We start from the raw sequence: 23,565 nt of genomic DNA, 5'->3' as shown, positions 1-23,565 counted from the left end.
GCGTTCGTGGGCATTTTCCGACAGTTTAGAATGTGTGGCAGGGGCGTGGCTGAGACTGCGGCAATCCGGCTTTGTTGCAGGCAGGCCAGGGCTGATTGTTACGAGGGGGCGGTCGTTACTGGTGCCCGCTCGTTATAGAATGCCGGCCGTTTCGAGATGAGGTGTGGGCGATGCAACTGGATGAACAGCGTTTCGGCGGAATCGCGCGGCTCTACGGCCGTGAGGGCCTGGAGCGGCTGGCGGCCAGCCATGTGGCGGTGGTCGGGATCGGCGGCGTGGGCTCCTGGGCGGCCGAGGCCCTGGCGCGCAGCGGCGTGGGCGAGATTTCGCTGTTCGACCTGGACGACGTTTGTGTCACCAACACCAACCGCCAGGTGCACGCCATCCAGGGCGCCGTGGGCAAGCCCAAGGTCGAGGTCATGGCCGAGCGCCTGAAGGCGATCAACCCGGGCATCGTCGTACATGCCGTAGCCGATTTCGTGACCCGCGAAACCATGGCGGACTGCATCACCCCCGAACTGGACTGCGTGATCGACTGCATCGACAGCGTCGCTGCCAAGGCTGCGCTGATCGCCTGGTGCAAGCGCCGCAAGCTGCAGATCATCACCACCGGTGGCGCGGGTGGGCAGGTCGACCCGACGCAGATCCAGGTCGCCGACCTGAACAAGACCTTCAACGACCCGCTGGCCGCCAAGGTCCGCTCGACGCTGCGCCGCGACTACAACTTCTCGCGTACGCCGGGCCGGCATTACAGCGTGCAGTGCGTGTTTTCTACCGAGCAGCTGCGTTACCCCAAGCCGGACGGCACCGTGTGCCAGTCCAAGAGCTTTGTCGGCGAGGGCGTGAAACTGGACTGCGCCGGCGGTTTCGGCGCGGTGATGATGGTGACTGCGACCTTCGGCATGGTCGCGGCGGCACGGGCTGTGGACAAGATCGTCGCCGGGGCGCGGCGGCCTTCGGAACGCGCCACGGGCTGAGCGTTACCTGTAGGAGTGGGCCATGCCCGCGATCGCGCGCATGGCGCGCTCCTACAGCTGGGCGATCAGTTCCTGCATCCGTTTCAGCACGGCATTCAGGCCATTGCTCCGCGACGGCGACAGTTGCCGGCCCAGCCCCAATTGCTCGAACCAGCCCGGCAGATCAATGGCGGACAACTCCTCCGCCGGCAAGCCCTCCACCCGCACCAGCAGCAACGCCAGCAGTCCACGCAGCAGGCGCGCATCGCTGTAAGCGCGGAACTGCCAGCGCTCGTTACGTCGATCCGCCACCAGCCAGACGTTGCTCTCGCAGCCCTGCACGCGCTGTTCGTCGCCCAGCTCTGTGTCGCTCAGCGGCTCCAGGCGCTCGCCCCACTGCATCAGCAGACGGGCGCGCTGCTCCCAGCCCTGCAAGGCGCTGAAGGCCTGCAGTGCCTCGGCGGCAGCAGTGGGAAGGCTCATCGCAGCAGTTCCAGGGCGCTGTCCAGCGCGCTGAAGAAGCGCTCCAGATCAGCGCTGTCGTTGTACAGACCGAGGGAGACGCGCAGGGCGCCAGCGACATCCAGGGTCTTCATCAGCGGCATGGCGCAGTGGTGCCCGGCACGCACGGCGATGCCCTGTTCGGTGAGCAGGTGGCCGAGGTCGGAGACGTGTACGCCGTCGATCACGAAGCTCGCCAGCGCCACTTCCGGCTCGCCCAGCACGCGCACGCCGTCACGGGCGCGCAGGCCGGCCAGCAGGCGGGCGTGGAGGAAATCCTCGTGGGCGCTGACTTCTGCGCTGTCCAGAGCGGCCAGCCAGGTCAGGGTGGCGCCCAGGGCGATCACCGGACCGATGGGCGGGGTACCGGCTTCGAAACCCATGGGCGCGCTGTGGAACTGCGCGTCGAAGTAGTCCGCCACACGCACCATCTCGCCGCCGAACTGCCAGTGCGCCAGGCGCTCCAGCGCTTCCGGCCGGCCCCAGAGCAGGCCGAGACCTTCCGGGCCGTAGAGCTTGTGGCTGGAGCAGACGTAGAAGTCGCAACCCAGCGCCGACAGGTTGTGCCGGCCGTGGACCACACCCTGTGCTCCGTCGACCACGCTCAGTGCGCCGTGCTGGCGGGCCATCTGCAGCAGCTCCGGCAGCGGCTGCCAGGTACCGAGCACGTTGGACAACTGGCTGACGGCGAGCAGGCGGGTGCGTGGGCCGATGAGGCCGGCGGCGCGGTTCAGGTCGATACGCCCGTCGGTGTCCAGCGGCAGCACCACCAGCTTCAGGCCGCGACGCTTTGCCAGTTGCTGCCAGGGCAACAGGTTGGCGTGGTGTTCCAGTGCGCTGACGACGATCTCGTCGCCCGCCTGGAGCTGGCCTTCCAGCCCGTACGCCAGCAGATTCAGCGCCTCGGTGGCGCCACGGGTGAAGATGATCTGTGCCGGGCTGCCGCCATTGAGCCAGTTGGCGGCCTGGGTACGGGTCGCCTCGAAGGCGCGGGTAGCGCGCTCGCCGGGCAGGTGCTGGGCACGGTGCACGTTGGCGGCGCCGCTGGCGTAGTAGCCGGCGAGGGCGTCGATCATGGCGCGCGGTTTCTGCGCGGTGGCGGCGCTGTCGAGGTAGGTCTGGCCTTCGGCCTCGAAGGCGGCGAGGGCCGGGAAGTCGGTGCGCCAGGGCGAGGGAATGGACATGGGCGTGCGGCCGGTTGTGGAGAATGGAAAACGGGGGCCGCAGCCCCCGCTTCTCAAAGCTTAGTGCGTACCCCGCGAGAGCGGGGCGCCCAGCTTAGTTGTGCGCGTGCAGCGCCTCGTTCAGCTCGATGGCAGTCTTGTTGGTCTTGCACTCGACTGCACCGGTCTGGGAGTTGCGACGGAACAGCAGGTCGGCCTGGCCGGCCAGGTCGCGGCCCTTGACCACTTTCACCAGGCTGTTCTGGTCGTCCAGCACGGCGATCTTGGTGCCGGCAGTGACGTACAGGCCCGCCTCGACGATGTTGCGGTCGCCCAGCGGGATGCCGATGCCGGCGTTGGCGCCGATCAGGCAGCCTTCGCCGACGCTGATGACGATGTTGCCGCCGCCGGACAGGGTGCCCATGGTGGAGCAGCCGCCGCCCAGGTCGGAACCCTTGCCGACGAACACGCCGGCAGAGACGCGGCCTTCGATCATGCCCGGGCCTTCAGTGCCGGCGTTGAAGTTGACGAAGCCTTCGTGCATCACGGTGGTGCCTTCGCCGATGTAGGCGCCCAGGCGCACGCGGGCAGCGTCGGCGATGCGCACGCCGGCCGGGACCACGTAGTCGGTCATCTTCGGGAATTTGTCGACGGAGAAGACTTCCAGCAGCTTGCCCTTCAGGCGCGCTTCCAGTTGCAGCTCGGCCAGCTCGGCCAGGTCGACGGCGCCCTGGTTGGTCCAGGCGACGTTGGGCAGCAGCGGGAAGATACCGGTCAGGTTCAGGCCGTGGGGCTTGACCAGACGGTGGGACAGCAGGTGCAGCTTCAGGTACGCCTCCGGGGTGGAGCTGGGGGCGGCGTCTTCGGCCAGCAGGGTGGCGACCAGCGGCTTCTGGCTTTCGGCCAGGCGGTTGAGCAGGGCGGCCTGGGCGGCGTCCACGGTCTCGACGGCGTCGGCCAGCTGGTAGGCCTGGTGAGCGGTGAAGGCGATCGCCTGGTTGCCGCCTTCATAGGCCAGCAGCGGGGCGATGGCAGCGACCAGTTCGGCGCTGGGGTTGAGCAGCGGCTGCGCGTAGAAGACTTCCAGCCAGTTGCCCTGGCGGTTCTGGGTGCCGACACCGAAAGCGATGCTGAACAGGGATTTCGACATGTGGGTATTTCCTTGCAAAGAGGTTCTTGGCGAATGAAGTCGGTCAGGCCGGACGGCGGCTGAGCAGCAGGCCCAGCCCGGCGCTGCCCAGCAGCGCGGCACAACCACGGTTGAACAGGCGCCGGGCGCGTGCGCCGGCGAGCAGCTTGCCGAGGCGGACCCCGGCGAGCCCGTAAAGGGCGATGGCCAGCCATTCCAGAAGCAGGAAGGCTGCGCCGAGTTGGGCGAACTGGGCGCCCACGGCCTGACGCGGATCGACGAACTGCGGCAGGAAAGCGGTGAAGATGAGGATTGCCTTGGGATTGCCGGCAGCCACCCAGAACTCCTGGCGGGCCAGGCGCCACAGGCTGGTGGCGGGAGCCGGGGTGCCGTCCACCGACAGGTTCGCCGTCGGGGCACGCCACAGCTGTACGGCGAGCCACAACAGGTAACCGGCGCCCACCAGCTTGATCGCCAGGAACAGCCAGGCCGATGCCTGCAGCACCAGCGCCAGGCCGGAGGCGGCCAGGGCCAGCATGCCGGCGAAGGCGACCAGCCGGCCGCCGCCCGCGACGGTGGCGCGCAGCAAGCCGAAGCGTGCGGCGTTGTTCAGCGATAGCAGGTTGTTCGGTCCCGGCGCCAGGTTCAGGGCGAAGCAGGCGGGAAGGAACAGGGCCCAGGCGATGCTCATCGTTCTGCAGCTCAGGCCAACGCGGCGGCGTAGGCGTCGGGCTTGAAGCCGACCAGGGTACGGTCACCCAGGTCCAGCACCGGACGCTTGATCATCGACGGCTGCGCGACCATCAGTTCGATGGCCTTGTCCTGGTCGAGATCGGCCTTCTGCGCGTCGTCCAGCTTGCGGAAGGTGGTGCCGGCGCGGTTCAGGACGGTTTCCCAGCCATGCTCGGTGCACCACTGGCGCAGGTGTTCGCGGTCGATGCCGCTACTCTTGTAGTCGTGGAAGGCGTAGTCGACGCCATGCTCGTCCAGCCACACGCGGGCTTTCTTCATGGTGTCGCAAGCTTTGATTCCATACAGCGTCCGCTCACTCACGGGGCGCTACTCCTTTTCGATGCTTTTTTCAGGCGCGGGATTATGCCATTTCCGCAGCGCTTGCGGGACGCCGCCGGGAGGTCGGTCGTTTGCAACAGTTTTTTGCCCATTGCGGGGCTGATCCGCTGCGCAACGGGTGCTTCAATGGAGAGCTGTGCTGGGAGTGAGTCGATGCAAACCGTTTACACCGTGCTGATCCTGCTGCTGGTCGTGGGGGGAACCCGGCTAGCGGCGCAGTTGCTCCCGCTGCCCCTGCCGCTGATCCAGATCGCCGCCGGGGCGATGCTGGCCTGGCCGAGCCTGGGGCTGCACGTGGGGCTGGACCCGGAACTGTTCATGTTCCTGTTCATCCCGCCACTGCTGTTCGCCGATGGCTGGCGCATGCCCAAGGGCGAATTCTGGAAGATGCGCTGGCCGATCCTCACCCTGGCCTTCGCCCTGGTGCTGTTCACCGTGGTCGGCGGCGGCGTGTTCATCCATCTGCTGATTCCCGAGATTCCCTGGGCCGCAGCCTTCGCCCTGGCGGCAGTACTGTCGCCCACCGATGCCCTGGCAGTTTCGGCAATTGCCCAGGACCGCCTGCCACGCCGGTTGATGCATGTGCTGCAAGGGGAGGCGTTGATGAATGATGCCTCGGGTCTGGTGGCCTTCAAGTTCGCCATCGGCGCTGCCCTGACCGGCACCTTCTCGCTGATGGACGCCAGCCTGAGCTTCCTGCTGGTGGCGATCGGCGGTCTGGCCTGCGGGATGTTCCTCAGTTGGCTGCTGGGGCGCATTCGTACCTGGATGATCCTGCGTGGCTGGGCCGATCCGGCCACTCACGTGGTGCTGATGCTGCTATTGCCCTTTGCCTGCTACATGGTCGCCGAGGAGCTGGGCGTTTCCGGCATTCTCGCGGCAGTGGCAGCGGGGATGATGCAGAGCTGGGCCGACCTGCTGCCGCGGCAGACCAACACCCGCCTGCTCAATCGCAGCGTGTGGTCGATGCTGGAGTTCGCCTTCAACGGCGTGGTGTTCCTGTTGCTGGGGCTGCAACTGCCGGACATCCTCAAGTCCGTCGCCCATCACGCCGACGATGTGATGTGGCGTTCCTCGCTGCTGCTGTTCTACGTGCTGGCGGTATACGCGGTCCTGCTGTTGCTGCGCTTCGGCTGGGTCTGGTGCTACTGGAAGGTGTCGGTGCGCTTCGAGCAGTGGTGGGGCATCGAGCTGGGCGGCCGGCCGGGAGAGCCGGTGCTGCGGCTGTCGGCAATCTCGGCGCTGGGCGGTGTGCGCGGGGCGGTGACCCTGGCGGGCGTGCTCTCGGTGCCTCTGCTGCTGCTCGATGGCACGGCTTTCCCGCAGCGTGACCTGATCATCTTCATCGCCACCGGGGTGATCCTCATTTCGCTGATCGCCGCCACCATCGGCTTGCCGATTCTCCTGCGTGGCTTGCCGGCGGCCAGCAATGATCAGCGCGAGCGTGAGGTGCAGTCGGTCTGGCGCAAGACCGCGGCAGCGGCGATCCACATGCTGGAAAGCGAGGAACTGCCCAGCCGTGACGGCGCCGATGCGGACGAAACGGCGCGCCTGGCAGAGATGAAGGCGAAGCTGATGGCCGAATATCGCCATGAGCTGGACCCGGCGCCGGACACCCAGGAGGCCCGCGAACGCGCCCGCAGCCTGGAGCTGGCCGATCAGGCACTACGGATCAAGGCACTGCGTGCGCAGCGCCTGGAGCTGTATCGCATGCGCCGTGAGCACGAGATCGACGACGAGATCATGCGCGGGGTGCTGGGCGAGCTGGACAGCCAGGAAGCCTGGGTGACCAGCAAGGCCGGACGCTGGGTGTGACTAGCTGTTCGTAGGAGCGAGCTTGCTCGCGAATCGCTTGGCACCGGCGCTGCCGGACAGTCCGCTTCGCGCGCAATCACGATGGCGTCCCCCACGCTCCTGCAGGGAGGCCTCAGGCTGCAGGGCGGATAACGCTGGCGCGTTATGCGCCCTACGAGTGCGATTTACAGGCTCTGCACGTACTGCTTGATGCGCTCGGCCGCTTCCACACATTCGGCCAGGGGAGCCACCAGCGCCATACGCACACGGTTGGCGCCGGGGTTGTCGCCGTTCACTTCGCGGGACAGGTAGGAGCCCGGCACCACGGTGACGTGCTGCTGGCCGAACAGGCCGCGGCAGAACTCGGTGTCGGCCACCGGGGTCCTCGCCCACAGGTAGAAGCTGCCGTCCGGGCGCTGCACGTCGAGCACGCCGCCGAGGATGTCCAGCACGGCGTCGAACTTCTCGCGGTACAGGTCACGGTTGGCGCGCACGTGGTCCTCGTCCTGCCAGGCCGCGACGCTGGCCAGCTGGGTCTGAACCGGCATGGCGCAGCCGTGGTAGGTGCGGTACAGGAGGAATTTCTTCAGTACCTCGGCGTCACCGGCGACGAAACCCGAACGCAGGCCCGGCAGGTTGGAGCGCTTGGACAGGCTGTGGAACACCACGCAGCGCGCAAAATCCGAGCGGCCCAGTTCGGCACAGGCGGTCAGCAGGCCGGCCGGCGGGTTCTGTTCGTCGAAGTACAGCTCGCTGTAGCACTCGTCGGCGGCGATCACGAAGTCGTGCTCGTCGGCCAGGGCGATCAGCTTCTTCAGTTCGGCGAGGGGAACGAGCGCGCCGGTGGGATTGCCCGGCGAGCAGAGGAAGAGGATCTCGCAGCGCGCCCAGACGTCCGCCGGGACGGCGTCGAAGTCGGGGTTGAAGCCGTTGTCTTCCAGGCAGGGCAGGTAGTGCGGCTCGGCACCGGCCAGCAGGGCCGCGCCTTCGTAGATCTGGTAGAACGGGTTCGGGCTGATCACCAGGCCCTTGGCGTTGCGGTCCACCACGGTCTGGGTGAAGGCGAACAGCGCTTCGCGGGTGCCGTTCACCGGCAGCACGTGGCGCGCGGCGTCCAGCCAGCCAGCCGGGACCTTGAAGCGGCGCTCGCACCAGGCGGCGATCGCTTCGCGCAGGGCGGGGATGCCCAGGGTGGTCGGGTAGACGGCCAACTGGTCGAGGCTGTCGGCCAGGGCCTTGGCGACGAAGTCCGGCGAGCGGTGCTTGGGTTCGCCGATGGACAGCGCGATGGGCTTCAGCTCCGCCGGCGGCTGGGCGCCGGCCAGCAGGGCGCGGAGCTTCTCGAAGGGGTAGGGCTGGAGCGAGTCGAGGGCAGGGTTCATGGCAAGGCTCTTTCGTTCTGATTCTTACAAGAGAGGGACTAGATGCTGATACGGACCGGCATGCTCGGCTGGCCACCATCGGAAAGGATATCTACCAGCGCGGTCTGGATGCGCTTGCACAGCTCCGGGTCGGAGAGCGGCTGGTTGTGCGCATCGGTCACGAAGAACACGTCCTCCACGCGCTCGCCCAGGGTGGCGATCTTCGCTGCCTGCACCGACAGATCGAAGTCCAGGAACAACCCACCGATGCGTGCCAGCAGGCCTGGGCGATCCGGCGCGATCACCTCCAGCACGCTGACCTGACGGGCCGCGTCGGTGGAGATGGTCACCAGCGGGGCGAAAGCGAAATGCTTGAGCTGGCGCGGCACGCGGCGCTGGATGATGTTCGGGTAATCGTCCGGGTCCTTCAGTGCATTGGCCAAACCCTCGCGAATTTCTGCGACACGCTCGGGATTGTTGCCGATCGAGCCGCCATCGGCGTCGAGCACTATGTAGGTGTCGAGGGTGAACCGACTGGTGGAGGTGATGATCCGTGCGTCCTGGATGTTCAAGTTGAGCTGGTCCATTGCCGCCACGGTCACGGCGAAGAAGTCGTGCTGGTCGCCGGCATAGATGAAGATCTGCGTGCCGCCCTCGAATTCACGCTGGGCGGTCTCCTTGATCAGCACCAGCGGGGTGCCATCGTCCGGATGCTGGAGGATTGCCTCGGTGTGCCACGCCACGTCGGCGGCGCTGTGGCGCAGGAAGTAGTCGTCGCCCAGCTGGCTCCAGAGCTGCTCGGCGTCGTCCTGATCGATGCCCCCGCGCACGAGGATGTCGATGGCCGCACTCTGCGTCTGGCGGATCTGCTCCTCGCGGTCCACCGGGTTCTCCAGGCCGCGGCGCAGCGCGCGCTTGGTCTCGGTGTAGAGCTGGCGCAGCAGGCTGGCGCGCCAGGAGTTCCACAGCGTCGGGTTGGTGGCGTTGATGTCGGCCACGGTGAGCACGTAGAGGTAGTCCAGGTAGGTCTGGTTGCCCATCAGCTGGGCGAAGTCGTAGATCACCTGGGGGTCGGACAGGTCCTTGCGCTGGGCCGTGGTCGACATGATCAGGTGGTTCTGCACCAGCCAGGACACCAGGTTGGTGTCCCACGGCGGCAACTGGTGGCGCTGGCAGAAGTGCTCGGCGTCCACCGCGCCCAGTTCCGAATGGTCGCCGCCGCGGCCCTTGGCGATGTCGTGGTAGAGGCCGGCGATGTAGATCAGCTCCGGCTTGGGCAGGCGTTCCATGATCTTGCTGGCCAGCGGGTACTTCTCCGCCATGTCCGGGCGACGCAGCTTGCGCAGGTGCTTGATCAGGTTGAGGGTGTGCGCGTCGACCGTATAGATGTGGAACAGGTCGTGCTGCATCTGCCCGACGATCAGGCCGAACTCCGGCAGGTAGCGGCCGAGGATGCCGTAGCGGTTCATCCGCCGCAGGTTGCGGTGGATGCCTTCCTGGCACTTGAACAGCTCGATGAACAGGCTGGTGTTGCGGATGTCGTGGCGGAAGTCGTCGTCGATCAGGTGCCGGCTGTCGCGCAGCAGACGGATGGTATCGGCGCGTACGCCCTTGATCTCCGGGTGCTGGGCCAGCAGCACGAAGATCTCCAGCAGGGCGAACGGGGTGCGCTTGAAGACGTTGGCGTGGGTCACCTCGAGGTAGCCGTCGCGCAGCTGGAAGCGGCTGTTGAGCGGCAGGATATGGCCGTTCTCGCCGGCCCGCAGGATCACTTCCTCGAAGTGCTGGGTGATCAGATCGTTCAGCTCGGAAACCGCCATCACCACGCGGTAGTACTTCTGCATGAAGCGCTCGACGGCCAGCTTGGCGTCGTTGCCTTCGTAGCCGAGCAGCCCGGCAATGCGCCGCTGATGGTCGAACAGCAGGCGGTCTTCAGCGCGGCCGGCAAGCATGTGCAGGGCGTAGCGGACCTTCCAGAGGAATTCCTGGCTGGAGGCCAGTACGGCACATTCGCTTTCCACCAGGAAGCCTTCGCGGACCAGGGCATGCAGGTTGAGGCTGCCGAAGTGGCGGCGGGCGACCCAGAGCAGAGTCTGGATGTCGCGCAGGCCGCCAGGCGAGCCCTTTACGTTGGGCTCGAGGTTGTATTCGGTGTCGTTGTATTTGGTGTGGCGGTGGATCTGTTCCTTGCGCTTGGCCAGGTAGAACTGCCCACTGGGCCACATCTGCTTCGTGCTTGTGGCTTCGAGCATGCGCAGGCGCAGGCTGTCGGGACCGGAGATGGTCCGGCATTCCATCAGGTTGGTGACCACGGTGAGGTCGGCGCGCGCCTCGTCGGCGCATTCGGCGACCGAGCGCACGCTCTGGCCGACTTCCAGGCCGATGTCCCAGAGCAGAGTGAGGAAGCCCTCGATGGGCTCGCGGAAGCTTTCCTGGTCCTCGCTGTCGAGCAGGATCAGCAGGTCGATGTCCGAGTGCGGGTGCAGTTCACCGCGCCCGTAGCCGCCCACGGCGACCAGCGCGATGTCGGCGTCGTCGCCCCAGTCGAAGCGATTCCAGGCCTGCTGCAGGATCTGGTCGACGAACCAGGCGCGGTCCTCGATCAGCCGGCGGATGTCGCGGCCGCCGTTGAAGCGGGCGTCGAGCACCTCGTTGGCCTGACGAATGGCCTTCTTGAAGGCAGCGATGGGGCTGGATTTGAGGGCCAGTTCCGCCTGGAACTGCCCACGGTCGAACAACTCGGGATCCACCTGCGGCATGGCGGCCTTCCTGATCAATGGCTTAGGGGAGGGCAGGGGCAAGAGGGCAACCGGGCCGGCGCGCATGGCGCCAGGCCCGATGGCTGTGCCGGGCCGGGATTTGTATGTTCTACCCAGCCGTCGGCGAGATTGCAAACCACACAAAATCTGCTGCGCGTCGGCACAACTGCGTTAAAAACAGGCGAGGACTGCTCATTTACAGCGCGTAAACTCCGCGTCCTCGTCTGTTTCTGCCTTGTTCTGCTCTAGCTCGCAAGACTTTGAACAACCATTCAGGCCGAGGTGCGCGGGAAGCTTTCGTCATTGCGCAGGGTGAGGATCTCGTAGCCGTCGGCGGTGACCAGCACGGTGTGCTCCCACTGTGCGGACAGCTTGCGGTCCTTGGTGATGGCGGTCCAGCCGTCACCCAGCAGGCGGGTTTCCGGGCGGCCCTGGTTGATCATCGGCTCGATGGTGAAGATCATGCCTTCCTTGAGCTCCAGGCCGGTGCCGGCGCGGCCGTAATGCAGCACCTGGGGCTCTTCGTGGAACACCTGGCCAATCCCGTGACCGCAGTACTCGCGTACCACGGAGAAGCCGTTCTTCTCGGCGTACTTCTGGATCACTTCGCCGATGTCACCCAGGCGCGCGCCCGGCTTGACCACGTCGATGCCCTTGTACATGCATTCCTGGGTGATCTGGCAGAGGCGGTCAGCCCATTCCGGGGTCTTGCCGACGGAGAACATCTTGCTGGTGTCGCCGTGGTAGCCGTCCTTGATCACGGTGACGTCGATGTTGACGATGTCACCTTCCTTGAGCGGCTTCTCGTTGGGAATGCCGTGGCACACCACGTGGTTGATCGAGGTGCAGATGGACTTGGGGAAGCCCTTGTAGTTCAGCGGCGCAGGAATGGCCTTCTGCACATTGACGATGTAGTCGTGGCAGATGCGATCCAGTTCGTCGGTGGTGACGCCGGGCTTGACGTGTTCGCCGATCATTTCCAGCACTTCGGCGGCCAGACGGCCGGCGACGCGCATTTTCTCGATGTCTTCGGGCGTCTTGATGGTGACGGTCATGCGACTTCTCTTCAGGCGCTGCGTACGCGCGGGTAAATGAGAGGAATACGCAAGTCTATCAGATTTGGCGCCCTTCTATTAAGGGAGAGTGGCCGGCGGGGGCGGTCGGCCGAGGCGGCGCGGGAGGTGCCGGGTGTCCTTTCGGGTTTTGTTCTGGCCAGGGTTGTGGTATAAAGCGCCCCGCTCTGAAGGCTACGGCCATTTCGGAGCATTAACCCACACATGCATCGACACGATGGCCTGGGTGCCTTTCGACACAGTCGGAGGGTTGGCCGTTGGGATGCATGGAGGCCTAACCCGACTTATCGAGGAACTATCATGTCCCAAGTCAATATGCGCGATATGCTGAAGGCCGGTGTGCACTTCGGCCACCAGACCCGTTACTGGAACCCGAAAATGGGCAAGTTCATTTTCGGCGCGCGTAACAAGATCCACATCATCAACCTCGAAAAAACCCTGCCGATGTTCAACGAGGCCCTGACCTTCGTTGAGCGCCTGGCCCAGGGCAAGAACAAGATCCTGTTCGTCGGCACCAAGCGTTCCGCCGGCAAGATCGTTCGCGAAGAAGCTGCCCGTTGCGGCATGCCGTACGTCGACCACCGTTGGCTGGGCGGCATGCTCACCAACTACAAGACCATCCGTCAGTCGATCAAGCGTCTGCGCGAGCTGGAAGTGCAGTCCCAGGACGGCACCTTCGCCAAACTGACCAAGAAAGAAGCTCTGATGCGCTCCCGCGATCTGGAAAAACTGGATCGCAGCCTGGGCGGCATCAAGGACATGGGCGGCCTGCCGGACGCTCTGTTCGTGATCGACGTTGACCACGAGCGCATTGCTATCACCGAAGCCAACAAGCTGGGCATCCCGGTCATCGGCATCGTCGATACCAACAGCAGCCCGGAAGGCGTTGACTATGTTATCCCGGGTAACGACGACGCCATCCGCGCCGTACAGCTGTACCTGGGCTCGATGGCTGAAGCCGTGCTGCGTGGCAAGAACGCCGGTGGCGTGACTGCTGACGAGTTCGTCGAAGAAGCACCGGCCGAATCCGCCGAAGGCTGATTCCAGGACGTCCAGACGTCCTACGGTGAGCAGGAAGGGGGCTAGGCCCCCTTTTTGCCACCCTGAAAATTCCGCCCGGGTATCCGGGCGATCTGGTTTTGAGAACAACTCAAGAGGATTTCGAAATGGCAGAAATTACTGCAGCACTGGTCAAGGAACTGCGTGAGCGTACCGGCCAGGGCATGATGGAGTGCAAAAAGGCACTGGTAGCCGCCGAAGGCGATATCGAGAAGGCCATCGACGACATGCGCGCTTCCGGCGCCATCAAGGCTGCCAAGAAGGCTGGCAACATTGCCGCCGAAGGCGCCATCGCCGCCAAAGTGGCTGACGACGGCAAATCCGCCACCATCATCGAAGTCAACTCGCAGACCGACTTCCTGGCCCTGCAGGACGACTTCAAGAACTTCGTCGCTGCCAGCCTGGACAAGGCTGTTGCCCAGAAGCTGACCGACGCCGCTCCGCTGATCGCGGAACAAGAGCCGGCCCGTGAAGCCCTGGTCGCCAAGTGCGGTGAAAACGTCAACATCCGTCGCCTGGCTCGTACCGAAGGCGAAGTGGTTGGCGCCTACCTGCACGGCCACCGTATCGGCGTTCTGGTCACCCTGAAGGGCGGCAACGCTGAACTGGCTCGCGACATCGCCATGCACGTCGCTGCCAGCAACCCGCAGTTCCTCGATCCGTCGCAGGTTTCCGAAGAAGCCGTTGCCAAAGAGAAGGAAATCTTCCTTGCTCTGAACGCCGACAAGATCGCTGGCAAGCCGGAAAACATCGTCGAGAACATGGTCAAGGGCCGTATCTCGAAGTTCCTGGCCGAAGCCAGCCTGGTCGAGCAAGCGTTCGTCAAGGATCCGGAAGTCAAGGTCGGTGACCTGGCCAAGAAAGCCGGCGCTGAAATCGTTTCCTTCGTTCGCTTCGAAGTAGGCGAAGGCATCGAGAAAGTCGAAGCCGACTTTGCTGCCGAGGTTGCTGCTCAAGTAGCCGCTTCCAAGCAGTAATAGACAGTCTCACGACTGTCGCCCCGCAAGAGGCTGCCCGCTAACGCGCGCGGCCTCTTTGCCAAACTGGGGAAACCAAAAGGGGCGGTTTCCACGGCGCGGGCCCGCAAGGCGGGTTTAAGAGCGCCGTAAGGCTGGCTGGTCCAAGCTTTCCGCCAAGCGCCCACAAGGCGCACAGCATTCAATCGCCGCAGGAGAAAAAGGTCATGGCTCAGCAGCTGAGCGCTCGTCAACCTCGCTATAAACGCATTCTTCTAAAACTGAGCGGCGAAGCCCTGATGGGCTCCGAGGAGTTCGGCATCGATCCCAAGGTGCTGGACCGCATGGCGCTGGAGATCGGCCAGCTCGTCGGTATCGGCGTGCAGGTCGGCCTGGTCATCGGCGGCGGCAACCTGTTCCGTGGCGCGGCGCTGTCCGCGGCCGGCATGGACCGCGTCACCGGCGACCACATGGGCATGCTGGCCACCGTGATGAACGGCCTGGCCATGCGTGACGCCCTGGAGCGCTCGAACATCACCGCCATCGTCATGTCCGCCATTTCCATGGTCGGCGTGACCGATCACTACGACCGCCGCAAGGCCATGCGCCACCTGAAGAGTGGCGAAGTGGTGATCTTCTCCGCCGGTACCGGCAACCCGTTCTTCACCACCGACTCCGCCGCCTGCCTGCGCGCCATCGAAATAGATGCTGACGTAGTACTCAAGGCGACCAAGGTGGACGGCGTGTACACTGCCGACCCGTTCAAGGACCCGAATGCCGAGAAGTTCGAGCGTCTGACGTACGACGAAGTGCTCGATCGCAAGCTGGGTGTGATGGACCTGACCGCCATCTGCCTGTGCCGGGACCAGAAAATGCCGCTGCGCGTGTTCAACATGAACAAGCCCGGCGCGCTGCTGAATATTGTTGTAGGTGGTGCTGAAGGCACCCTGATCGAGGAGGATTGAGATGATCAACGAGATCAAGAAGGAAGCACAGGATCGCATGGGTAAAACCCTGGAGGCCCTGGGCCATGCCTTCGCCAAGATTCGTACCGGCCGTGCGCACCCGAGCATCCTGGATAGCGTCATGGTGTCCTACTACGGTTCCGACACCCCGCTGCGCCAGGTGGCCAACGTCACCGTGGAAGACTCCCGCACCCTCGCCCTGAGCGTGTTCGACAAGAGCATGATCCAGGCGGTCGAGAAGGCCATCATGACTTCTGACCTGGGCCTGAACCCCGCGACTGCCGGTACCACCATTCGTGTACCGATGCCGGCCCTGACCGAGGAAACCCGCAAGGGCTTCACCAAGCAGGCTCGTGCCGAGGCCGAGCAGGCCCGCGTTTCCGTGCGCAACATCCGCCGTGACGCCCTGGCTCAGCTGAAGGACCTGCAGAAAGAGAAAGAAATCAGCGAAGACGAAGAGCGTCGCGCTGGTGATGACGTGCAGAAGATCACCGACAAGTTCGTCGCCGAGATCGAAAAGGCCCTCGAGGCGAAGGAAGCGGACCTGATGGCCGTCTGACGGCCGGGCTTTCGTCATGGAAAAGACCAAGCAGGTGACGGACGTGCCCCGGCACGTCGCGATCATCATGGACGGCAACAATCGCTGGGCGAAGAAGCGCTTCATGCCTGGCGTTGCCGGGCACAAAGCTGGCGTGGACGCCGTTCGTGCGGTAATCAAGACCTGTGCCGAGGCGGGCGTCGAAGTGCTGACGCTTTTCGCCTTCTCCAGTGAGAACTGGCAGCGCCCGGCCGATGAGGTTGGCGCCCTGATGGAGTTGTTCCTCATGGCCCTGCGCCGTGAGGTGCGCAAGCTCAGTGCCAACGGCATTCGCCTGCGCATCATTGGCGATCGCAGCCGCTTCGCCCCTGAGCTGCAGACGGCGATGCGCGAGGCCGAGGCGCTGACCGCCAAGGGCGGCAGCATGCTGCTGCAGGTGGCTGCGAACTATGGCGGCCAGTGGGATATCACCCAGGCCGCCCAGCGTCTCGCCCGTGAAGTTCAGGCCGGCCATCTGGCGGCAGAGGAAATTACCCCGGAGTTGATCCAGGGTTGCCTCTCCACCGGTGATCAGCCGCTGCCCGACCTGTGCATTCGCACCGGTGGCGAGCACCGCATCAGCAACTTCCTTCTCTGGCAGCTGGCCTATGCCGAGCTGTATTTCTCCGATCTCTACTGGCCCGACTTCAAGCACGAAGCCATGCAGGCTGCGTTGCAGGACTATGCCTCTCGTCAGCGCCGCTTCGGCAAGACCAGCGAGCAGGTCGAGGCCGAGGCACCCCCGTCATGTTGAAACAACGAATCATCACGGCGCTGATCCTGTTGCCGATCGCGCTGGGTGGTTTCTTCCTGCTCGATGGCGCGGCGTTCTCGCTGTTCATCGGTCTGGTGGTCAGCCTCGGCGCCTGGGAGTGGTCGCGTCTTGCTGGTTACAGCGAGCAGTCTGCCCGTGTCGGATATGCCGCTGTTGTCGCCGTGCTGATGCTGGTGCTGGCCTGGTTGCCGCAACTGGCCGGTGCAGTGCTGGTGCTGGCGCTGCTCTGGTGGGCTCTGGCGACCGTCATGGTGCTGACCTATCCGGACAGTGCTTCGAGCTGGGGTGGGCGCTGGCGCCGCCTGCTGATCGGCCTGCTGATCCTGCTGCCGGCCTGGCAGGGGCTGGTGCTGCTCAAGCAGTGGCCGCTGTCCAATTGGCTGATCGTCGCCGTGATGGTGCTGGTCTGGGCCGCCGATATCGGTGCCTACTTCTCCGGCAAGGCCTTCGGCAAGCGCAAGCTGGCGCCGCGGGTCAGTCCGGGCAAGAGCTGGGAAGGCTTCTTCGGCGGCATGGCACTGTGCCTGGCGATCACCGTCGCTGTCTCCATCTACCGCGACTGGACGGTGCGCGAGCTGTTGCTGGCCCTGCCGTGCGCGGCCATCGTGGTGGCCCTGTCGGTCATCGGTGACCTGACTGAAAGCATGTTCAAGCGCCAGTCCGGCCTCAAGGACAGCAGCAACCTGCTGCCGGGTCATGGCGGCGTGCTGGACCGCATCGACAGCCTGACTGCGGCCATCCCGGTGTTCACTGCGCTGCTCTGGGCCGTGGGCTGGGGTACGCCGTGAGTCATCCGCAGTGGATCACCGTGCTGGGGGCGACCGGTTCGATCGGCCTCAGCACCCTCGACGTCATCGGGCGTCACCCTGATCGTTACCGCGTCTTCGCGCTCAGCGGGTATTCCCGTCTGGCTGAGCTCGAAGCGCTGTGCCTGCGCCACCAGCCGCGCTTCGTGGTCGTGCCGGAGGCGGAGCAGGCGCGCTCCCTGCAGGATCGCCTGAGCTCCGCGGGCCTCGCGGCCAGGGTGCTGGTCGGCGAGGCGGGTCTTTGCGAGATTTCCGCTCATCCCGAAGTGGATGCAGTGATGGCAGCCATTGTCGGCGCGGCCGGTCTGAAACCTACTCTGGCGGCCGTCGAGGCTGGCAAGCGGGTGTTGCTGGCCAATAAAGAGGCGCTGGTCATGTCCGGCGCGCTGTTCATGGACGCCGTTCGGGCCAGTGGCGCGGTATTGCTGCCCATCGACAGCGAGCACAACGCCATCTTCCAGTGCATGCCGGCGGATTATTCGCGCGGACTGGGAGAGGTCGGTGTGCGCCGTATCCTGCTGACTGCCTCGGGCGGCCCGTTCCGCGAAACGCCGCTGGAGCAGTTGGCGGAAGTTTCTCCTGAGCAGGCCTGTGCGCACCCCAACTGGTCGATGGGGCGGAAGATCTCCGTCGATTCGGCCAGCATGATGAACAAGGGCCTGGAGCTGATCGAGGCCTGCTGGCTGTTCGACGCGGCGCCGTCGAAGGTCGAGGTGGTGATCCACCCGCAGAGCGTGATCCACTCCCTGGTGGACTACGTCGACGGCTCGGTGCTGGCCCAGCTGGGCAACCCGGACATGCGTACGCCCATCGCCCATGCCCTGGCGTGGCCGCAGCGGATCGATTCCGGCGTTTCGCCGCTGGACCTGTTCGCCATCGCTCGCCTGGACTTCAGTGCGCCCGACGAGCAGCGTTTCCCCTGTCTGCGACTGGCGCGCCAGGCCGCCGAGGCCGGTGGCAGCGTTCCAGCGATGCTTAACGCGGCGAACGAGGTCGCCGTCGCGGCGTTCCTCGAGCGGCGCATCCGCTTCACGGATATCCCGGTTATCATCGACGAAGTGCTGAACCGCGAGGCGCACACGCCGGTCGAATCGCTCGATGCGGTGCTGGCAGCCGATCAGCGTGCACGCGGCGCCGCACAGGCGTGGTTGCAGGAGCGCGGGCATTGAGCCCGAGGAGGTAGCGATGAGCGCCCTTTATATGGTGGTGGGACTGATTGTCGCCCTGGGCGTACTGGTCACTTTCCACGAGTTCGGACACTTCTGGGTCGCCCGCCGCTGCGGGGTCAAGGTCCTGCGCTTCTCCGTGGGCTTCGGCACGCCGCTGGTGCGCTGGCATGATCGCCAGGGTACCGAGTTCGTCGTTGCTGCCATCCCGCTGGGCGGCTACGTGAAGATGCTCGACGAGCGGGAAGGCGATGTTCCCGCCGAGCTGCTCGACCGCGCCTTCAATCGCAAGACCGTATTCCAGCGCATCGCCATCGTTGCCGCGGGTCCGATCGCCAACTTCCTGCTGGCCATCCTGTTCTTCTGGGTCCTGGCCATGCTGGGCAGCCAGCAGATCAAGCCGATCATCGGCTCCGTGGCGGCGAACAGTCCCGCGGCCGTCGCCGGTCTGGCGTCCGGCCAGGAGGTCGTTGCGGTGGACGGCGAGGCCGTCGATGGCTGGAGCGGCGTCAACCTGCAGTTGGTGCGTCGCCTCGGTGAAACCGGCGAGCTGAGTGTTGCAGTGCTGGAGCAGGGGTCGAGCGTTCCGGCTGTGCACCAGGTGCGCATCAGTTCCTGGCTGAAGAACGAAGATAATCCCGATCCCATCGGTGGTCTGGGGATTCAGCCCTGGCGACCTGCTGTCGCGCCGGTGATCGCTGAGCTGGACGAGAAGGGGCCTGCCAAGGCTGCCGGCCTGCAGATTGGTGATCGGCTCGTCAGTCTGGATGGCCAATCGGTCACGGATTGGCAGGATGTGGTCTCGCGTGTCCGTGCCATGCCTGAAGGCAAGGTGACGCTGGGTATCGAGCGTGCCGGTCAGCGCGAGGAGCTTGCTCTGACCCTGGCGGCCAAGGGCGAGGGCAAGGCCCGCACCGGCTACCTGGGTGCGGGTGTTGCGGGTGGTCAATGGCCACCGGAAATGCTTCGCGAAGTGAGCTACGGGCCGGTGGCGGCGGTGGGGCAGGCGCTCTCCCGAACCTGGTCCATGAGCCTGCTAACTCTGGATTCTCTAAAGAAAATGGTCCTCGGGCAGCTCTCGGTAAAAAACTTGAGCGGGCCGATAACCATTGCTAAAGTGGCGGGCGCTTCAGCCCAGTCCGGCGTAGGGGATTTTCTGCATTTCCTCGCCTATCTGAGCATCAGCTTGGGGGTTCTCAACCTGTTGCCGATTCCTGTCCTCGATGGCGGGCATCTGCTGTTCTACATGGTCGAGTGGGTGCGAGGTCGCCCACTGTCGGAGCGGGTCCAGGCTTGGGGGATGCAGATTGGCATCAGCCTGGTAGTCGGGGTCATGTTGTTGGCCCTGGTCAACGATCTGAGTCGACTGTAACTGCCCGTTGGTTTTCGGATCTGCCGCCCTTTGCGGCAGATTCTCTATTTGTCAGTTGGAATAAAAGGACTCCATGAAACGCTTTCTGCTTCCCGCGGCCCTTTCCGCGCTGATGATCGCCCAGGTTCACGCCGAGTCCTTCACTGTTTCCGATATCCGGGTCAACGGCCTGCAGCGCGTGTCTGCCGGCAGCGTGTTCGCGGCACTGCCGCTGAACGTCGGCGAGCAGATCGACGATCGCCGCCTGGTCGAGGCGACCCGCTCGCTGTTCAAGACCGGCTTCTTCCAGGACATCCAGCTCAGCCGTGACGGCAATGTCCTGATCGTCAACGTGGTCGAGCGTCCGTCCATCTCCAGCATCGAGATCGAGGGCAACAAGGCCATCACCACCGAAGACCTGATGAAGGGTCTGAAGCAGTCCGGCCTCTCCGAAGGCGAAATCTTCCAGCGTGCGACCCTCGAGGGCGTGCGCAACGAGCTGCAGCGCCAGTACGTGGCCCAGGGTCGCTACTCTGCCGAGATCGAGACCGAAGTCGTGCCGCAGCCGCGCAACCGTGTCGCGCTGAAAATCAACATCAATGAAGGCACCGTGGCGGCCATCGCCCATGTCAACGTGGTGGGCAATACCGTCTTCTCCGAAGAAGACCTGACTGACCTGTTCGAGCTGAAGACCACCAACTGGCTGTCCTTCTTCAAGAACGACGACAAGTACTCCCGCGAGAAGCTCTCCGGCGACCTGGAACGTCTGCGTTCGTACTACCTGGACCGTGGCTACATCCACATGGATATCGCCTCCACCCAGGTGTCCATCACCCCGGACAAGAAACACGTCTACATCACTGTCAACGTCAATGAAGGCGAGAAGTACACCGTCAGCGACGTGAAACTCTCCGGCGACCTGAAGGTGCCGGAAGACGAAGTGAAGAAGCTTCTGCTGGTGAAGAAGGGCCAGGTGTTCTCCCGCAAGGTGATGACCACCACCTCCGACCTGATTACCCGTCGCCTGGGTAACGAGGGTTATACCTTCGCCAACGTCAACGGTGTTCCCGAGCCGAACGACGAGAACAAGACCGTATCGATCACCTACGTGGTCGATCCGGGCAAGCGCGCCTACGTCAACCGCATCAACTTCCGTGGCAACACCAAGACCGAGGACGAAGTACTCCGTCGCGAAATGCGCCAGATGGAAGGCGGCTGGGCCTCGACCTACCTGATCGACCAGTCCAAGCAGCGTCTTGAACGCCTGGGCTACTTCAAGGAAGTCAACGTCGAGACCCCGGCCGTTCCGGGCACCGACGACCAGGTCGACGTCAACTACAGCGTGGAAGAGCAGCCATCCGGCTCGATCACCGCGAGCGTGGGCTTCGCCCAGAGCGCCGGTCTGATCCTCGGTGGCTCGATCAGCCAGAACAACTTCCTGGGTACTGGTAACAAGGTCAGCATCGGCCTGACCAAGTCCGACTACCAGACTCGCTACAACTTCGGCTTCGTCGACCCCTACTGGACCGTCGACGGCGTGAGCCTGGGTTACAACGCCTTCTACCGCAAGACCGACTACGACCAGCTCGATGTCGACGTTTCCAGCTACTCGGTCAACAGCCTGGGCGCCGGCGTCAGCATCGGCTACCCGATCAGCGAGACCTCGCGCCTGACCTACGGCCTGACCGTGCAGCGCGATGATATCGACACCGGTGCCTATACCGTCGACGAGATCTTCGACTTCATCGAGAAGGAAGGCGACAGCTTCACCAACTTCAAGGCGTCCATCGGCTGGTCCGAGTCGACCCTGAACAAGGGCGTGCTGGCGAACCGCGGTCACTCGCAGAGCCTGGTGCTGGAAACCACCATTCCGGGTAGCGACCTGTCGTTCTACAAGCTCGACTACCGTGGCCAGATCTTCGCGCCGCTCACCGAAAACTACACCATGCGCTTCCACACCGAGCTCGGTTACGGCGGCGCCTACGGCGATACCGATCGTCTGCCGTTCTACGAGAACTACTACGCGGGCGGCTTCAACTCGGTGCGTGGCTTCAAGGACAGCACCCTGGGCCCGCGCAGTACCCCGAGCGTGGCGCGCAGCAACGGCGACGGTCCTGATGCCGATGGCCGCTACACCGACCCGGACCAGGATCCGCAAGCCTTCGGTGGTAACATCCTGATCACCGGCGGCGCCGAACTGCTGTTCCCGCTGCCCTTCGTGAAGGATCAGCGCCAACTGCGTACCGTGTTGTTCTACGACATCGGTAACGTGTTCGATACCGATTGCCCGATCTCCACCACCCAGGGCTGTGACGGCGTCAAGTTCCAGGACATGGCCATGTCCGCGGGTGTCGGCCTGACCTGGATCACCGCGCTGGGCCCGCTGAGTTTCAGCCTGGCGACTCCGATCAAGAAACCGGACAACGCCGAAACCCAGATCTTCCAGTTCTCCCTGGGACAGACCTTCTAATTGGCCGTATCGTTGTAATGACAACCATGCTTTGTGCAGGAGTGCATTGTGCGTAAGTTGACCCAGTTCGTCCTGATCACCGCCGCCCTGGCAGCGAGCCCCGCGTTCGCCGACATGAAGATCGCGGTGCTCAACTATCAGATGGCACTCCTCGAGTCCGATTCGGCCAAGCAGTACGCCGTCGATGCCGAGAAGAAGTTCGGTCCCCAGTTGACCAAGCTCAAGGCCCTGGAAACCGATGCCAAGGCCCTGCAGGACAAGCTGGTCAACGGCGGCAGCAAGATGTCCGCTTCCGAGCGTGACAAGGCCGAAGGCGACTTCAAGCAGAAGGCCCGTGATTTCCAGTTCCAGTCCAAGGAACTGAACGAAGCCAAGGCCGTTGCCGACCGCGACATGCTGAAGAAGCTCAAGCCGAAGCTGGACCAGGCCGTCGAGGAAACCATCAAGAAAGGTGGTTATGACCTCGTGGTCGAGCGTGGTGCCGTGGTCGACGTCAAGCCGCAGTACGACATCACCCGCCAAGTCATCGAGCGCATGAACCAACTGCGCTGATGATGACCGAGCTGTCCTTTACCCTCGCCGAACTGGCTGCGCAACTCGATGCCGAGTTGCGCGGCGATCCCGCTCAGGTGATCAGCGGGCTGGCTACCCTGCAGGACGCAGGCGCCGGCCAGTTGAGCTTCCTGGCCAATCCGCAGTACCGCAAGTTCCTCGAAGGCAGCCAGGCCAGCGCCGTCCTGCTGACCGCTGCTGACGCCGAGGGCTTTACCGGCAACGCGCTGATCGTCCCCAATCCCTACCTGGCCTATGCCGGCCTGTCCCACCAGTTCGACCGCAAGCCCAAGGCGCCGGTCGGCATTCATCCCACTGCGGTGGTCGATGAAGGTGCGCAGGTCGATGCGAGTGCCAGTGTTGGCCCTTACGCCGTGATCGAGGCCGGTGCGCAGATCGGTGCCAACGTCACCATCGGTGCCCACTGCTTCGTCGGCGCGCGCAGCGTGGTTGGCGAGGGTGGTTGGCTGGCGCCGCGGGTGACGCTGTACCACGACGTGATCATCGGCAAGCGCGTGGTGATCCAGTCCGGCGCCGTGCTGGGTGGTGAGGGCTTCGGCTTCGCCAACCACAAGGGCATCTGGCAGAAGATCGCCCAGATAGGCGGCGTGACCCTGGGTGACGACGTCGAGATTGGTGCCAATACCACCATCGACCGTGGCGCGCTGTCCGACACTCTGGTGGGCAATGGCGTGAAGCTGGACAACCAGATCATGATCGCCCACAACGTGCAGATCGGCGATCACACTGCCATGGCCGGCTGCTGCGGGATTTCCGGCAGCGCCAAGATCGGCAAGCACTGCATGCTGGCCGGTGGCGTCGGCCTGGTCGGCCACATCGAGATTTGTGACAACGTCTTCGTCACCGGGATGACGATGGTGACCCGGTCGATCACCGAGCCGGGCTCCTACTCGTCCGGTACCGCCATGCAGCCTGCGGCTGAATGGAAGAAGAGTGCCGCGCGCATTCGTCAGCTGGACGACATGGCCCGTCGTCTGCAGCAGCTGGAAAAGCGCGTGGCCGCCGTGACCCCAAGCGGAGACGCTCCATCAGATGCGTGATCCACGCATTTTTTGGCGTT

At 64.4% G+C, this 23,565-nt stretch carries 21 protein-coding genes; 13 read left to right on the top strand and 8 right to left on the bottom strand.

Annotated features, from left to right (window positions below):
• Positions 1-170 precede the first annotated feature (170 nt).
• Entirely contained in the window at positions 171-977 is an 807-nt protein-coding gene (tcdA, locus tag J2T47_RS05810; RefSeq protein WP_253443324.1) for a tRNA cyclic N6-threonylcarbamoyladenosine(37) synthase TcdA, read from the top strand.
• 51 nt (positions 978-1,028) lie between these two features.
• Here tcdA and J2T47_RS05805 read toward each other — a convergent pair whose 3' ends face one another.
• From J2T47_RS05805 to J2T47_RS05785, 5 genes are all read right to left on the bottom strand, one after another.
• A complete protein-coding gene (locus J2T47_RS05805; protein WP_253443322.1) occupies positions 1,029-1,439 on the bottom strand; it encodes a SufE family protein in 411 nt (136 codons plus the stop codon).
• The gene (locus J2T47_RS05800; RefSeq protein ID WP_253443320.1) at positions 1,436-2,641 is read right to left on the bottom strand and encodes an aminotransferase class V-fold PLP-dependent enzyme; all 1,206 of its coding nucleotides are present in this window, start codon (positions 2,639-2,641) and stop codon (positions 1,436-1,438) included. The genes J2T47_RS05805 and J2T47_RS05800 overlap by 4 nt, the downstream gene beginning before the upstream one ends.
• 94 nt (positions 2,642-2,735) lie before the next feature.
• The gene (gene dapD, locus J2T47_RS05795) at positions 2,736-3,770 is read right to left on the bottom strand and encodes a 2,3,4,5-tetrahydropyridine-2,6-dicarboxylate N-succinyltransferase (protein WP_253443318.1); all 1,035 of its coding nucleotides are present in this window, start codon (positions 3,768-3,770) and stop codon (positions 2,736-2,738) included.
• A 43-nt stretch (positions 3,771-3,813) separates the two neighbouring features.
• Positions 3,814-4,440 carry a LysE family translocator gene (locus tag J2T47_RS05790; protein WP_081517881.1) on the bottom strand — a complete coding sequence of 209 codons (627 nt, stop codon included), beginning with the start codon at positions 4,438-4,440 and terminating at the stop codon, positions 3,814-3,816.
• An 11-nt stretch (positions 4,441-4,451) separates the two neighbouring features.
• Positions 4,452-4,802 (bottom strand): ArsC family reductase, encoded by a 351-nt coding sequence (locus J2T47_RS05785; RefSeq protein WP_367399497.1) that lies wholly within the window; start codon positions 4,800-4,802, stop codon positions 4,452-4,454.
• A 171-nt stretch (positions 4,803-4,973) separates the two neighbouring features.
• On the opposite strand from J2T47_RS05785, the gene J2T47_RS05780 reads away from it, so the two are divergent.
• A complete protein-coding gene (locus tag J2T47_RS05780; RefSeq protein ID WP_253443314.1) occupies positions 4,974-6,635 on the top strand; it encodes a Na+/H+ antiporter in 1,662 nt (553 codons plus the stop codon).
• 164 nt (positions 6,636-6,799) lie between these two features.
• Here the strand turns inward: J2T47_RS05780 and dapC are convergent, their stop codons facing one another.
• The 3 genes from dapC to map all read right to left on the bottom strand — a co-directional run bounded on the left by dapC (position 6,800) and on the right by map (position 11,804).
• The gene (gene dapC / locus J2T47_RS05775) at positions 6,800-7,996 is read right to left on the bottom strand and encodes a succinyldiaminopimelate transaminase (protein WP_253443312.1); all 1,197 of its coding nucleotides are present in this window, start codon (positions 7,994-7,996) and stop codon (positions 6,800-6,802) included.
• Between the two features lie 38 nt (positions 7,997-8,034).
• Positions 8,035-10,734 (bottom strand): [protein-PII] uridylyltransferase, encoded by a 2,700-nt coding sequence (locus J2T47_RS05770; protein WP_253443309.1) that lies wholly within the window; start codon positions 10,732-10,734, stop codon positions 8,035-8,037.
• 272 nt (positions 10,735-11,006) lie between these two features.
• On the bottom strand, positions 11,007-11,804 hold the full coding sequence (gene map, locus J2T47_RS05765; RefSeq protein ID WP_225594795.1) for a type I methionyl aminopeptidase: 798 nt from the start codon (positions 11,802-11,804) through the stop codon (positions 11,007-11,009).
• A gap of 303 nt (positions 11,805-12,107) precedes the next feature.
• Between map and rpsB the strand changes: the two genes are divergently transcribed.
• From rpsB to lpxD, 11 genes are all read left to right on the top strand, one after another.
• Positions 12,108-12,848 carry a 30S ribosomal protein S2 gene (gene rpsB, locus J2T47_RS05760; protein WP_045210003.1) on the top strand — a complete coding sequence of 247 codons (741 nt, stop codon included), beginning with the start codon at positions 12,108-12,110 and terminating at the stop codon, positions 12,846-12,848.
• A 125-nt stretch (positions 12,849-12,973) separates the two neighbouring features.
• Positions 12,974-13,843 (top strand): translation elongation factor Ts, encoded by an 870-nt coding sequence (gene tsf / locus J2T47_RS05755; RefSeq protein ID WP_017521180.1) that lies wholly within the window; start codon positions 12,974-12,976, stop codon positions 13,841-13,843.
• Positions 13,844-14,049: 206 nt separating this feature from the next.
• Positions 14,050-14,787: a UMP kinase gene (gene pyrH, locus J2T47_RS05750; protein WP_017521181.1), complete on the top strand. Its 738-nt coding sequence runs from the start codon at positions 14,050-14,052 to the stop codon at positions 14,785-14,787.
• 1 nt (position 14,788) lies between these two features.
• Positions 14,789-15,346 carry a ribosome recycling factor gene (gene frr, locus J2T47_RS05745; RefSeq protein ID WP_045210004.1) on the top strand — a complete coding sequence of 186 codons (558 nt, stop codon included), beginning with the start codon at positions 14,789-14,791 and terminating at the stop codon, positions 15,344-15,346.
• A 16-nt stretch (positions 15,347-15,362) separates the two neighbouring features.
• Positions 15,363-16,118: a polyprenyl diphosphate synthase gene (gene uppS, locus J2T47_RS05740; protein WP_253443307.1), complete on the top strand. Its 756-nt coding sequence runs from the start codon at positions 15,363-15,365 to the stop codon at positions 16,116-16,118.
• Positions 16,112-16,927, top strand: coding sequence for a phosphatidate cytidylyltransferase (locus tag J2T47_RS05735; protein WP_253443305.1), 816 nt, complete (start codon positions 16,112-16,114; stop codon positions 16,925-16,927). Before uppS ends, J2T47_RS05735 begins: the two co-directional genes overlap by 7 nt.
• Entirely contained in the window at positions 16,924-18,114 is a 1,191-nt protein-coding gene (gene ispC, locus J2T47_RS05730) for a 1-deoxy-D-xylulose-5-phosphate reductoisomerase (protein WP_253443296.1), read from the top strand. The genes J2T47_RS05735 and ispC overlap by 4 nt, the downstream gene beginning before the upstream one ends.
• A 16-nt stretch (positions 18,115-18,130) precedes the next feature.
• On the top strand, positions 18,131-19,483 hold the full coding sequence (gene rseP / locus J2T47_RS05725; RefSeq protein WP_253443294.1) for a sigma E protease regulator RseP: 1,353 nt from the start codon (positions 18,131-18,133) through the stop codon (positions 19,481-19,483).
• 73 nt (positions 19,484-19,556) lie between these two features.
• Positions 19,557-21,932: an outer membrane protein assembly factor BamA gene (gene bamA, locus J2T47_RS05720; protein ID WP_253443292.1), complete on the top strand. Its 2,376-nt coding sequence runs from the start codon at positions 19,557-19,559 to the stop codon at positions 21,930-21,932.
• A 48-nt stretch (positions 21,933-21,980) separates the two neighbouring features.
• Positions 21,981-22,484, top strand: coding sequence for an OmpH family outer membrane protein (locus tag J2T47_RS05715; RefSeq protein ID WP_138212674.1), 504 nt, complete (start codon positions 21,981-21,983; stop codon positions 22,482-22,484).
• The gene (gene lpxD / locus J2T47_RS05710; protein ID WP_253443290.1) at positions 22,484-23,545 is read left to right on the top strand and encodes a UDP-3-O-(3-hydroxymyristoyl)glucosamine N-acyltransferase; all 1,062 of its coding nucleotides are present in this window, start codon (positions 22,484-22,486) and stop codon (positions 23,543-23,545) included. The genes J2T47_RS05715 and lpxD overlap by 1 nt, the downstream gene beginning before the upstream one ends.
• Positions 23,546-23,565: the final 20 nt, after the last annotated feature.

The sequence above is a fragment of the Pseudomonas nitroreducens genome (assembly GCF_024170165.1).
Lineage (GTDB): Bacteria > Pseudomonadota > Gammaproteobacteria > Pseudomonadales > Pseudomonadaceae > Pseudomonas > Pseudomonas nitroreducens_C.
Note: the sequence above shows the minus strand (reverse complement) of the source record. Positions and strands in the feature narration are given on the sequence as shown.